This window comes from Kocuria kalidii (genome assembly GCF_044462225.1).
GTDB lineage: Bacteria > Actinomycetota > Actinomycetes > Actinomycetales > Micrococcaceae > Kocuria > Kocuria kalidii.
In genome coordinates this window covers 49,668-62,073 of the sequence record NZ_JBISWJ010000050.1, presented here as the reverse complement: position 1 = coordinate 62,073, position 12,406 = coordinate 49,668, and the positions used below count along the sequence as shown (strand labels likewise).

The 12,406-nt window shown below is 72.0% G+C and carries 11 protein-coding genes and 1 tRNA gene; 9 read left to right on the top strand and 3 right to left on the bottom strand.

The features are described 5' to 3' along the window. Positions 1-1,314 (top strand): MFS transporter (locus tag ACH9D3_RS07730; RefSeq protein WP_396410479.1); only part of this gene is annotated, 1,314 nt, incomplete at its 5' end. 117 nt (positions 1,315-1,431) lie between these two features. On the opposite strand, the gene dcd is transcribed toward ACH9D3_RS07730, so the two are convergent. After that, positions 1,432-2,007 carry a dCTP deaminase gene (gene dcd / locus ACH9D3_RS07725; protein WP_396398539.1) on the bottom strand — a complete coding sequence of 192 codons (576 nt, stop codon included), beginning with the start codon at positions 2,005-2,007 and terminating at the stop codon, positions 1,432-1,434. 126 nt (positions 2,008-2,133) lie between these two features. On the opposite strand from dcd, the gene ACH9D3_RS07720 reads away from it, so the two are divergent. From ACH9D3_RS07720 to ACH9D3_RS07690, 7 genes are all read left to right on the top strand, one after another. Continuing rightward, positions 2,134-2,204, top strand: a tRNA-Gly gene (locus ACH9D3_RS07720). 177 nt (positions 2,205-2,381) lie between these two features. Next, positions 2,382-2,828, top strand: a complete 447-nt coding sequence (panD, locus tag ACH9D3_RS07715) for an aspartate 1-decarboxylase (RefSeq protein ID WP_396398540.1) — start codon at positions 2,382-2,384, stop codon at positions 2,826-2,828. 92 nt (positions 2,829-2,920) lie between these two features. Next, the gene (locus ACH9D3_RS07710; protein ID WP_396398541.1) at positions 2,921-3,847 is read left to right on the top strand and encodes an AEC family transporter; all 927 of its coding nucleotides are present in this window, start codon (positions 2,921-2,923) and stop codon (positions 3,845-3,847) included. Positions 3,848-4,108: 261 nt separating this feature from the next. Continuing rightward, positions 4,109-5,431 (top strand): extracellular solute-binding protein, encoded by a 1,323-nt coding sequence (locus tag ACH9D3_RS07705; RefSeq protein WP_396410478.1) that lies wholly within the window; start codon positions 4,109-4,111, stop codon positions 5,429-5,431. Continuing rightward, positions 5,428-6,420: an ABC transporter permease subunit gene (locus ACH9D3_RS07700; RefSeq protein ID WP_396410477.1), complete on the top strand. Its 993-nt coding sequence runs from the start codon at positions 5,428-5,430 to the stop codon at positions 6,418-6,420. The genes ACH9D3_RS07705 and ACH9D3_RS07700 overlap by 4 nt, the downstream gene beginning before the upstream one ends. Before the next feature lie 6 nt (positions 6,421-6,426). Further along, the gene (locus tag ACH9D3_RS07695; protein WP_396410476.1) at positions 6,427-7,260 is read left to right on the top strand and encodes an ABC transporter permease subunit; all 834 of its coding nucleotides are present in this window, start codon (positions 6,427-6,429) and stop codon (positions 7,258-7,260) included. A 52-nt stretch (positions 7,261-7,312) separates the two neighbouring features. Next, the gene (locus ACH9D3_RS07690; protein WP_396398545.1) at positions 7,313-8,572 is read left to right on the top strand and encodes an ABC transporter ATP-binding protein; all 1,260 of its coding nucleotides are present in this window, start codon (positions 7,313-7,315) and stop codon (positions 8,570-8,572) included. A gap of 108 nt (positions 8,573-8,680) precedes the next feature. Here ACH9D3_RS07690 and ACH9D3_RS07685 read toward each other — a convergent pair whose 3' ends face one another. Beyond that, complete coding sequence (locus ACH9D3_RS07685; protein WP_396410475.1) at positions 8,681-9,331, bottom strand: hypothetical protein; 651 nt, start codon at positions 9,329-9,331, stop codon at positions 8,681-8,683. A 174-nt stretch (positions 9,332-9,505) separates the two neighbouring features. On the opposite strand from ACH9D3_RS07685, the gene ACH9D3_RS07680 reads away from it, so the two are divergent. Further along, on the top strand, positions 9,506-10,489 hold the full coding sequence (locus tag ACH9D3_RS07680) for a hypothetical protein (protein WP_396410474.1): 984 nt from the start codon (positions 9,506-9,508) through the stop codon (positions 10,487-10,489). A 22-nt stretch (positions 10,490-10,511) separates the two neighbouring features. On the opposite strand, the gene ACH9D3_RS07675 is transcribed toward ACH9D3_RS07680, so the two are convergent. Continuing rightward, on the bottom strand, positions 10,512-12,404 hold the full coding sequence (locus ACH9D3_RS07675; protein ID WP_396398548.1) for an NHL domain-containing thioredoxin family protein: 1,893 nt from the start codon (positions 12,402-12,404) through the stop codon (positions 10,512-10,514). Positions 12,405-12,406 lie beyond the last annotated feature (2 nt).

Genomic DNA, 12,406 nt, shown 5'->3' with positions numbered 1-12,406 from the left:
TCCTCCGCCCTCCCCGCGGCGCCGTTCGCGCCGCGCCGCTCGCACGTGTGGGCCTGGAGCCTGTGGGACGCCGGGTCCGCCGCCTTCAACGCCGTGATGACCACGTTCGTGTTCACGGTCTACCTGACGAGCGCCCCGTTCGGCGGGGAGGACCACGCCTCGCAGGTGCTGGGCTACGGCATCGGCGCCGCGGGCGTCGTCGTGGCGGTGCTGGCTCCCGTGGTGGGGCAGCGCAGCGACGGCGCGGGCCGGCGCAAGCTGTGGCTGGGGATCAACACGATGCTCACGGCGCTGCTGACCGCCCTGTGCTTCCTCGTCTACCCGGACCAGCCGTTCCTCTACCTGGGCGTGGGCCTGCTGGCGCTCGCCAACGTCTTCGACGAGTTCGCCGTGGTCAACTACAACGCGATGCTGCCCGGGATCGCGGGCCGCGAGCACATCGGCCGGGTGAGCGGACAGGGCTGGGCGATGGGCTACTTCGGCGGCATCGTGGCGCTGTCGATCGTGCTGTTCGGCTTCATCACCCCGGGCCTGCTCGGCCTCCCGGAGGACGATGCGCTCAACGTCCGGGCCGTGGCCCTCTTCTCGGGGCTGTGGATCGCGCTGTTCTCGGTCCCCGTCCTGCTGGTGGTGCCCGAGATCCGTCCGGCCCGCCGGGGACCGCGCCCCTCGGTGGCCCGGTCCTACCGGCAGCTGTGGGAGACCCTGCGGGGCCTGTACCGGGACGCCCCCCAGACGCTGTGGTTCCTGCTCTCCTCCGCCGTGTTCCGGGACGGCCTCAACGCGGTGTTCACCTTCGGGGGCGTCATCGCGGCCGGCACGTTCGGCTTCACCCTGAGCGAGGTCATCGTCTTCGCCATCGTCGGCAACGTGGCCGCCGGCGTGGGCGCGCTCGCGGGCGGACGGCTCGACGACCGGGTGGGCCCCAAGCGCGTCATCGTGGCGTCGCTGGTCGGCATCCTGCTGGCCGGCACCCCGCTGCTCTTCCTGGAGGGCACGGCCGCGTTCTGGGTCTGCGGACTGCTGCTCTGCCTGTTCGTGGGTCCCGCGCAGTCCGCGTCCCGCACGTTCCTCGGCCGGCTCACGAGCGCCGGGCAGGAGGGCGCGCTGTTCGGCCTCTACGCCACCACGGGCCGGGCCGTGAGCTTCCTGGCCCCCACCCTGTTCGCGGTGTTCGTCTCCGTGCTCGGCGCGCAGCGCTGGGGCATCCTCGGGATCCTCCTGGTGATCGGCGTGGGCCTGCTCCTGCTGCTGGGCGCGCGCGACCCGAAGACCGCGGCACCGGCGGCGGCAGGAGAGCCCGCCGAGCGGTGAGCCGGCGGACAGTGGACCGACGGGCAGTGGACCGACGGGCAGTGGGCGGTGGGCCGCCGGGCGCTGGGCCGCCGGATGCAGGTGCCCCGGGCGCAGGGGGTGCCGGGGCGTGAGCCGTCAGATGCGGGTGCGGGAGAAGCCGAGGTGGCTGCGCGACGCCGTGGGTCCGCGCTGCCCCTGGTACCGGTTGGCGTAGGCGCCGTCCCCGTACGGGTGCTCGGCGGGCGAGGAGAGCTGGAAGAAGCACAGCTGCCCCACCTTGGAGCCCGGCCACAGCTTGATGGGCAGCGTCGCCATGTTGGACAGCTCGAGCGTGACGTGCCCCGAGAACCCCGGGTCGATGAACCCCGCCGTGGAGTGGGTCAGCAGACCCAGCCGCCCCAGCGACGACTTGCCCTCGAGCCGGGCGGCGATGTCGTCCGGCAGGGTGACCTTCTCATAGGTCGACCCCAGCACGAACTCCCCCGGGTGGAGCACGAAGGCCTCGTCCGGGTCGACCTCCACCAGGCGGGTGAGGCCGGGCTGCTCCTCGGACGGGTCGATGTGCGCGTACTTGTGGTTGTCGAAGAGCCGGAACCAGCGGTCCAGCCGCACGTCGATGCTGGCGGGCTGGATCAGGGCGGGGTCGTAGGGCTCGAGGACGACCCTGCCGCCGTCGAGCTCCCGGCGGATGTCGCGGTCAGAGATCAGCACGGTCCCCAAGGTATCGCACCGCCTCCCCGCCCCCGGCGACCTCCGCCCGCCCGACCCCGTCCCGGTGGGTGGTGTAGAGTGGTTGCTGTCGTCGTCCGGTGCACGCGCCGGGCTGTGCACGACTGTGCGGCTGTAGCTCAATGGTAGAGCGCACGCTTCCCAAGCCTGATACGCGGGTTCGATTCCCGTCAGCCGCTCCCCCACCGAACGCCCCGCGCCGACCAGGCCGGGGCGTTCGTCGTCCCCCGGGGCCGCGCGGTAGGATGTTCCCGCGCCCGTCGCCCCGCCACACCGGGACGAGGACCGCCCGGAACGACCCTCCCGGGCCTCGCGCCCGAGGCCCGCACCCGCCCACGAGGAGCACCTCTCCCGTCATGCTGCGCACCATGTTCAAGGCCAAGATCCACCGTGCCGTCGTGACCCAGGCCGACCTCCACTACGTCGGCTCGGTCACCGTCGACCAGGACCTGCTCGACGCCGCCGACATCCTTCCCGGCGAGCTCGTCTCCATCGTGGACGTCACCAACGGCGCCCGCCTGGAGACCTACACGATCGCCGGCGAGCGCGGTTCCGGCGTCGTCGGGATCAACGGCGCCGCCGCCCACCTCGTGCACCCCGGGGACATCGTCATCCTCATCAGCTACGCGCAGATGGACGACGCCGAGGCCCGCGCCCACGTCCCGTCCGTCGTCCACGTGGACGCGGACAACCGGATCGCCGACCTCGGGACGGACCCCGCGGAGGCCCTGCTCGACGGCGTCGCACGCCCCCCGCACTCCCGGACCCTGGCCGCCGCCCGCGCAGACCTGCCCGTCGCGTGACCCGCTCCGGCCTGCCCGCGGTCGGGCCGGGGATGGGATAGAACTGTAGGGGCCCGCGGACGCGGACCCGCAGCAGCGCGAGGGAGGGTCCCGTGACCGGAGTGTTCTCGGGGTTCTTCATCGTGTGGGCGATCATCGGCGCCGGCTACGTGGTCGGCCGGCGCAGGGTGCTGGGTCCTCAGGGACAGCTGGTGCTGAGCAAGTTCGCCTTCTACGTGGCCAGCCCACCGCTGCTGTTCCTGACCATCTCCGAGGCCGACATCGCGCGGATCCTCTCCGCGCCGCTGCTGGTCGCGGCCGTCTCGGCGGTGGCCACCACCCTGGTCTACGCCGCGATCGCCCGGTGGGTGCTGCGCCGCGACGCGGCCACCACCGTGATGGGCGCCCAGGCCGCCTCCCAGGTCAACTCCGCCAACCTCGGCATCCCGATCGCCATCTTCGTCCTTGACGACGCCACCATGGTGGTGCCCGTCATCCTGTTCCAGCTGGCCCTCAACACCCCCGTGTACCTCACCGTCATGGACACCCTCACCGACGGGCGCCGCCCGAGCCCGGGCAGCGTGCTGGGCAACGTGGTGCGCAACCCGATCATCGTGGGCTCCGGGCTCGGGATCCTGTTCGCCGTCACCGGCTGGCAGCTGCCGGAGCTCGTGCACGAACCGGTGGAACTGGTCGCGGGGGCCTCGATCCCGGCGATGCTGCTGGCCTTCGGCATCTCCCTGGTGGGCGCGGTGCCGCTGCAGCGCGGGGCCGGCCCCCGCCGCGACGTGGTCCTGGCCTCCGTCCTCAAACTGCTGCTGCACCCCGTCCTGGCCTACCTCTTCGCCCGGTACGCACTCGGCCTGGACGGGCACCTGCTCTACTCCGTGGTGGTCATGGCCGCCCTGCCCACCGCCCAGAACATCTACGTCGCGGCCGTGCGCTACGGCCGCGCCGAACGGCTGTGCCGCGACACCGTGCTCGTCACCACCGTGGTCGCGATGCTCACCATGGCCGGGGTGGCCCTGCTGCTCTCCTGAGCCGGACACCGGCCCCGACGGTCCCGGCGGACGGGCCGCACCGGGCGGCAGGAGAGGCGGGAACGGCACGCACGACGAGCCACACCTCTCCGAACCGTCAGGTTACTGGTCTGTGAGGTAGACCACTCATAGACTGAAGGCTCCGCACAGGAGCGGTCGACCGACAGCATCCGTCGCCGGCCGACCCGCCGACCGGGTCCCACAGGATCCCCTCGACGTCCCACGCGGACCGCCACATCGCCGAAGGGGAGGAACAGACCGTTGACCACCACCTCACACCCCCACAGAGCCCCGGGCAGGCGACGGCTCAGCACCGCCGCCTCCCTCGGCGCTGTGGGCGTCCTGATCCTGACGGGATGCGGTGACGCCGACGCCGGCGGCACCCCGACCCTGACCTGGTACATCAACCCCGACGCCGGCGGCCAGGCGGAGCTCGCCCAGCGCTGCTCCGAGGAGTCGGACGGCCGGTACAACATCGAGACCGCACTGCTGCCCCGCGATGCCGCGTCGCAGCGCGAGCAGCTCGCCCGGCGCCTCGCCGCCGGGGACACCTCGATGGACATCATGAGCCTCGACCCGCCCTTCATCCCCGAGCTGGCCGAGCCGGACTTCCTGGCCCCCGTGCCGGCGGACGTCGAGGAGGCCACCACCCAGGACGTGCTGGCCGGGCCTCTCGAGGGTGCGAAGTGGAACGACGAACTGGTCTCCGTGCCGTTCTGGGCGAACACGCAGCTGCTCTGGTACCGGGAGTCCGTGGCGGAGGCCGCCGGCCTGGACATGGACGAGCCGGTCACCTGGCAGCAGATCATGGACGCCGCCCGGGAGCAGGACAAGTACCTGGGTGTGCAGGGAACCTCGGCGGAGTCGATGACCGTGTGGGTCAACGGCCTGATCAAGTCCGCGGGCGGCGAGATCATCGAGAACCCCGAGGCCCCGGCCGACGAGATCGTGATCGGCATGGACTCGGAGGCCGCGCAGCAGGCCGCCGACATCGTCGGCACCATCGGCCGCGACGGGCTCGGCGGGCCGGGACTGCCGACCTCCGACGAGGCCGCGTCCCTGAACCAGTTCCAGTCCGACGACGGCTCGTTCATGGTCAACTGGCCCTTCATCTACGCGGCCACCGCCGCGGCCGTGGAGGAGGGCACAGTGGACCAGGCCGTGCTCGAGGACATCGGCTGGGGCCTGTGGCCGCGCGTGAACGAGGACGAGCCGTCCGCTCCGCCGCTGGGCGGGATCAACCTGGGCGTGGGCGCCACGTCCGAGCACCAGGAGCTCGCCTGGGAGGCCGTGGAGTGCGTCGTGCAGCCGGAGAACCAGGCGTACTACTTCGTGACCAACGGCAACCCGGCGGCGTCCGAGGCCGCCTACGAGGACCCGGAGGTCCAGGAGGCCTTCCCGATGTACGAGACCATCCGCGAGTCCCTCGAGCAGGCCGCGCCGCGGCCGCAGACCCCGTACTACAACGAGGTCTCCACCGCCATCCAGCAGGAGTGGACGCCGCCGGCGTCAGTCACCGAGAACACGCCCCGCGAGACCGCCGAGTTCATCGAGGCCGTCCTGAGAGGAGAACAGCTGCTATGAGCTCCGTCGTGAACCCCAACGCCCCCGGCACCGGCGCCCGGGAGGCCGCCCCCGCGCCGGTGACGGGGCGCCGCAGCGCCCGGCCCGCCATGTCCGACCGCGCGCGGTCGGAGCGGAAGCTCGGCTGGATGCTCGCCGGGCCGGCGTTCATCGTGATGCTGCTGGTCACCATGTACCCGATCCTCCAGGCCCTGTGGGACTCCCTGTTCTCGTTCCGGCTCACCGACCCGGGGAACAGGGAGTTCGTCTTCCTCGGGAACTACGCGACCGTCCTCTCCGACTTCGTGTTCTGGCGGGACCTGGGCGTGACGGTGCTGATCACGGTGGTCACCGTGATCGTCGAGCTCGTCCTGGGCTTCGCCCTGGCCCTCGTGATGAACAACGCGATCCGCAACACCCGGGGGCTGCTGCGCACCGCGATCCTGGTGCCCTACGGCATCATCACCGTGGTCTCGGCCTTCGCGTGGTTCTACGCCTTCGACATCACGACCGGCTACATCAACAACTGGTTCTCCTGGGTGCCGGGCATCGACCCGGACTTCAACTGGTTCTCCAACACCTGGTCGGCCCTGTTCGTGATCATGGCCTCCGAGATCTGGAAGACCACGCCGTTCATCTCGCTGCTGCTGCTCTCCGGGCTGGCCCAGGTGCCGAGCGAGTACACCGAGGCCGCCCGGGTGGACGGCGCCACGTGGTGGCAGCGGATGTCCCGGGTGATCCTGCCCAACATGAAGGCCGCGATCATGGTGGCCGTCGTGTTCCGCGCCCTGGACGCGTTCCGCATCTTCGACAACATCTTCATCATGACCCAGGGGCAGTACGGCACCGAGACGCTGTCGCTGCTCGCCTACCGCACGTCCATCGGCCGACTGGAGATCGGACTCGGCTCCGCGATCTCCGTGATCCTGTTCGTCTGCGTGCTGCTGATCGCCTTCCTCGCCATCAAGGTGTTCAAGGTCGACCTCGCCGGCGCCGGGAAGGGAAGGTAACCGCCCATGTCCACCAAGCAGAAGGTCGGATGGGCCGTCGTGTCGGTCCTGGTCCTGATCTACGCCCTGTTCCCCGTGCTGTCGATCCTCATGACGTCCTTCAAGACGCCGGCGGACCTGACATCCGGGAGGTTCCTGCCCACGCAGTGGGTCGGGGAGAACTACTCGTCGATCTTCGTCGGCTCCGCGAGGGACCTGTTCCTCCCGTCGTTGCGCAACTCGATCGGCATCTGCCTGATCGCCACGGCCATCGCCGTGATCCTCGCCACGCTCTGCGCCTACGCGATCGCCCGCCTGGACTTCCCCGGCAAGAAGATGATCCTGACGGTCGCACTGGCCGTGTCCATGTTCCCCGTCGTCTCGATCGTGACCCCGCTGTTCAACCTGTGGCGCCAGATCGGGCTGTACGACACCTGGCCCGGCCTGATCATCCCCTACCTCTCGCTGACGCTGCCGATCTCCATCTGGACGCTGACGGCGTTCTTCCAGCAGATCCCGTGGGACCTCGAGCGGGCGGCCCAGGTGGACGGCGCCACCACCTGGCAGGCGTTCACCAAGGTCATCGTTCCGCTGGCCCTGCCCGGAGTGTTCACGACGGCGATCATCGCGTTCTTCATCGCGTGGAACGACTTCGTCTACGGCATCGGCCTCACCTCCACCGAGGCGGCCCGGCCCGTCCCGGCGGCGCTCGCGTTCTTCACCGGTGCCTCGCAGTTCGAGGACCCGGCGGGCGCGATCTCCGCGGCGGCCATCATCGTCACCATCCCGGTGGTGCTGCTGGTGCTGCTCTTCCAGCGCCAGATCGTCTCCGGCCTGACCCAGGGCGCGGTCAAGGGCTGAGCCCGCACCGCCCCTCAGCATTCCCAGACACGACCGAAGGACTGAGTCCCAGATGGCATCCATCACCCTCAACCACCTCGTCAAGAAGTACGACGACGGGTTCCCCGCCGTCAACGACGTCTCGATCGACATCGCCGACGGCGAGTTCCTGATCCTCGTGGGCCCCTCGGGCTGCGGCAAGTCCACCCTGCTGCGCATGATCGTGGGCCTCGAGGACATCACGTCCGGGGACCTGCTCATCGACGGGCAGCGGGTCAACGAGAAGGAGCCCCGCGAGCGCAACCTGTCGATGGTGTTCCAGAACTACGCGCTCTACCCGCACCTGACCGTGTACGAGAACATCGCGTTCCCGCTGCGGCTGTCCAAGGGGAAGTTCTCCGACGAGGAGATCGACCGCAAGGTGCGGGTCGCGTCGGACACCCTCGACCTCAACGACCACCTGGAGCGCAAGCCGGCCAACCTCTCGGGCGGCCAGCGCCAGCGGGTGGCGATGGGCCGGGCCATCGTGCGGGACGCCGACGCGTTCCTGTTCGACGAGCCCCTGTCCAACCTGGATGCGAAGCTGCGCGGCCAGATGCGCACCGAGATCGCCCAGCTCCAGCGCCGCATGGGCATCACCTCGGTCTACGTGACCCACGACCAGACGGAGGCCATGACCCTCGGCGACCGCGTGGCCGTGCTCAAGAAGGGCATTCTGCAGCAGATCGCCTCGCCCCGGGAGCTCTACGAGCAGCCGGCGAACCTGTTCGTGGCGGGGTTCATCGGCTCCCCGTCGATGAACTTCCTCCCGGCGCACGTGCAGGGGAACACGTTCGAGACCCCGCTGGGGCAGATCCCGGTGCCCGACCAGGCCACCGGCAAGCTGCCCGCGGACGGGTCGATCGTGCTCCTGGGCCTGCGTCCGGAGCACTTCGAGGACGCCAAGTTCGTGGACGAGGCGAAGGTCTCCCGCGGGACCGTCTTCGACGCCGAGCTGACCCACACGGAGTGGATGGGCAACGAGCAGTACGGCTACATCAACTACGAGCCGGACGCCACGGTCAAGGCGAAGCTGGACGAGCTGGCGCAGGATCTCGACGGGGACGAGATGCACCCGCAGATCGTCGTGTCCCTGGACGCCACCTCCCGCATCCGCGGGGGGACCCAGGGCAAGATCTGGGTGGACACCCGCCGGATGCACGTCTTCGACCCCGAGACGGGCGACAACCTGACCCGGGACGCCGAGGCGGGGGCCGAGCTGACCCGCGAGGCCGTCGAGGAGCGCAAGGCCGAGATCGCGCGCGCCCGCGAGCAGCTGGCCACCACCGGCTGAGCACGGCCCGCTGCACCGGTGCCCGAGGAGCCCGGTGCCCGAGGAGCCCGGTGCCCGAGGAGCCCGCCGCCCGTTCCCGGGGCGGCGGGCTCCTCGCACGCGTGTCCCTCAGCCCGTCCCGGGCAGGCCGAGCGCGAGCCACACGAGCAGGGCGAGGACGGCGAGCAGCCCCGCGGAGGACGCGACGGAGCGCAGCCGCGGGTGCCGGAGCCCCCACGGCACGAGCCGGGGCCACCGGGCGGCGGCCTCCCGCGCCGTCGTGCGCTCGACGTGGACGCGGGGCGCACCCAGCGCCACGGCGACGTCCTCGAGCGTGCGGGCGTCCCAGACCGGGCCCTCGAGCGCGAGGACGCGCCGGCCCGAGCGTCCCGCGGCCCACAGGTGCGGCCGTCCGGCCGTGCGCCGGGACCCGGGCGTGCGGCGCAGGTCCCCGACCGTCACCACGTGCTCCAGCTCCGCGAGCGGCGTCGCGGCGAAGCCCACGGTGCGCGAGCGCAGGACGTGGCTGTCCGTGCGGACCACCAGGGCGGGGCGCAGCCGGACCCAGCACGCCGCGGCGGCCAGGAGCACGAGCGCGAGCACCGCGAGCGCGACCCCGGGGGCCGGCCTCCGCGCCCAGAGGAACAGCAGGAGCACCGCGCCCACCAGCAGGGGGCCCAGGCACGAGAGCAGGCGCCGGCCGTAGGAGCCCAGCCGGGGCCGCAGGACGGCGCGGACGGGGCCGTACCGGGCGGGGACCTGCCGGACGGAGTCGGCCATGGGGAGTCAGCTCCAGACGGGGACGGGGACGGGGACGGCACGAGACGGGACGGGAGCGCGTGGAGAAGGGGTGCGGCACGTAGCGTACCCGTCCGGTGCGGCCCGTGCGTCCCGGACGTGCCCACCGGGCCCGGTGCACGCACCGGCCGGTGGACGATCGGCTAGCGTGAACGGATGGAGTCCAACGTCCGCGTGCTGAAGGCCCTCGGGGCCTGGCTGTTCCTCGTCCTGCTCGGGGTGGCGGCCGCCGCCGTGACCATCGCCCTGGTGAACAAGTACCTGTACGGCCCGGAGACGGACGTGCGGGCGTACTTCGAGGACGTGCGGGACGGCGACGGGGGCGAGGCCCTGGGGCTGCTCAACGCCCGCGTCCCGGACGTCAACGCGGCCATGCTCGACGGCGATCCGCTCGAGGCCGCGGCCGAGGACCTCGAGGGCCTCGAGGTGTTCACCGTCTCGGACGACGGCGAGCGGGCCGTGGTCCGCGCCGACTACACCCTCGGCGGCGAGCGGCGCAGCTCCGAGTTCAGCCTGCACCCCGTGGACACCCAGTGGGGCTTCTTCACCGTGTGGGCGTTCGACGAGACCCCGCTGCCCACGGTGACGGTCAGCCTGCCCGGGGCGACCTCGGTGGACGTGAACGGCATGTCGGTGGCCCTGCCGGAGTCCTCCGGGGAGTTCTCCGCGTTCTACCCGGGCGTCTACACGGCCTCCTACGCGTCCGAGCTCGTGGCGGCGGATCCGGTGAGCGCCGTGCTGACCGGCCCGGGCCAGCGGGCGGAGATCGTCCTGGAGGCCCGTCCGACCGAGGCCCTCGAGCAGGAGGTGGACCGGCAGCTGCGGGCCCACCTCGACGGCTGCGCCGAGCAGAGCACCCTCTTCCCGTCCGGCTGCCCGTTCTCGTTCGAGTTCGACGGGCGGGTCGCCGGGGACGTGGAGTGGACGATCGAGTCCTATCCGGAGCCGGAGGTCGTCATGGGCTCGCCGGACGGCGGAGGCTGGTCCCTGGAGCCCGCACGGGGCACGGCGCGGATCGCCTTCGACTCCCTCGACCTGTTCACCGGGGACGTCGAACGGCTCGAGCGGACCGTCCCGTTCGAGGTCGCGGCCGACCTCGCCGTCGACGGCTCGACGGTGCGGGTCGCCCCGCGCGGCTGAGCCCGCCGCGCGGGGCGCCTCCTCAGTTGACGCCGCGCAGGTCCAGGACCAGTTCGGCCTCCCCCTCGGCGTCCAGCACGAAGGGGATGCCCCAGTCCTGCTGGTACAGGTGGCAGGCCGCGTGGTCGGGGATCTCCCCGCCCGGTTCGCCGTCGCACGCCGCGGCGCGCGCGGTGATGTGCAGGACGCCCTCGGTGACGCCGTCGGCCAGCACGAGCTGCCGGCGCAGGCCCTGGGCCGTGCCCGCGCCCTCGACGAGCGCCTCCCCGGGCGAGGACGAGATCTTCAGCTGGGTCGGATCGCCCCACCGGTCGTCGAGCTTCTGCCCGGCCGGCGCCGCGAAGCGCACGTCGACCCCGAGCGCGCCCGGAGCCAGCCGCGTGCGCGCGCGCTGGGTCCGCGACGCCCCCTCGTCGACGCGCTGGGCGGCGGCCGGGATCGGCACGCGCACGAGGCGGTGGGCGTTGGCCTCGACGACGACGAGCAGCGGCTCCTCCCCCGAGACGTCCAGCAGCACGTCGGAGGGCTCGGCCAGACCGCGGGCCAGGGTGGCCACCTGACCGGTCCGGGGGTCGTAGTGGCGCACGGCGCCGTTGTAGGTGTCGGCCACGGCGACCGACCCGTCGGGCAGCTGCGCCACGCCCAGGCAGTGCTGCAGCCGCGCCCGGCCGGCGTCGCCGTCGCGGAAGCCGAAGTCGAACAGCCCCTCGCCCACGGCGGTCTCGACGGAGACGGCCCCGTCGTCGTCGAACCGGAGCACGCGCAGGGCGGAGGTCTCCGAGTCGGCGACCCACACGTTGCCCGCGGCGTCCTCCGCGAGCCCCGAGGACTGCGCGAACCACGCCTCGGCGGCGGGCCCGTCCAGGAGCCCCTCGTCCCCCGTGCCCGCGAGCACGGCGAGCCGTCCGGTCCGCGGGTCGAAGGAGAACAGCTGGTGGGTGCCCGCCATGGCCACCACGAGCCGGTCGGCCCGGGCGGACCAGACGACGTCCCACGGGGAGGAGAGGGCCACGTCCAGCGGGTCGGCGTCCGGGTCGATGTGGTTCGGCGCCACGCCGCGGGCGCGCTCCTCGTCGAGCAGCCGCTGCACGCCGCTGCCGGCCACCGTGCGCACCTCCCCGGTGGCGAGGTCCACGCCGCGGAGCCGGTGGTTGACGGAGTCGGCCACGACCACGTCGTAGCCCACTGCCGCGCGCACCTCCTCCGGCAGCAGCGTGAGCCCCTGCGGCTCGGTGAAGCGCGCGGTCCCCGCGTCCCCGTCCGTGTGGCCCTTGCCCGCACCGATCGTGCGCCGGACGGTCTCGAGGTCGTTGCCGAGCTGGACGAGGCGGTGGTGGCCCGTGTCCGAGACGAGGAACGAGCCGTCCGGCAGCGGGAGCACCTTGCCCGGGAACCGGAGGTCCCCCTCGGTCGCGGGCCGCGGCACGTACGGTCCGTCGCCGCGGTGCAGGGTGCCCCGGCTCTCGTGCTCGGCCACGATCTCCTCCACGAGGGGGACGAGACCCTGGACGTGGCCCTCCCCGGAGAGGTGCGCCACGATGTAGCCCTCCGGGTCCACGACCACCAGCGTGGGCCACGCGCGGGCCGTGTACGCGTCCCACGTGGTCAGCTCGGGGTCGTCGAGCACCGGGTGGTGGACCTCGTAGCGGTCCACGGCGGCGGCGAGCGCGTCCGGGTCGGCCTCGTGCTCGAACTTCGGGGAGTGCACGCCCACCGTGACGAGGACGTCCGAGAAGCGCTCCTCGAGGGGGCGCAGCTCGTCGAGCACGTGCAGGCAGTTGATGCAGCAGAACGACCAGAAGTCGAGGACCACGACCTTGCCGCGCAGGGCGGCGAGGTCGATGTCCTTGCCGCCGGTGTTGAGCCAGGCGCGGCCCTGCAGCTCGGAGGCGCGGACGCGGGAGGTGAGGCGCATGG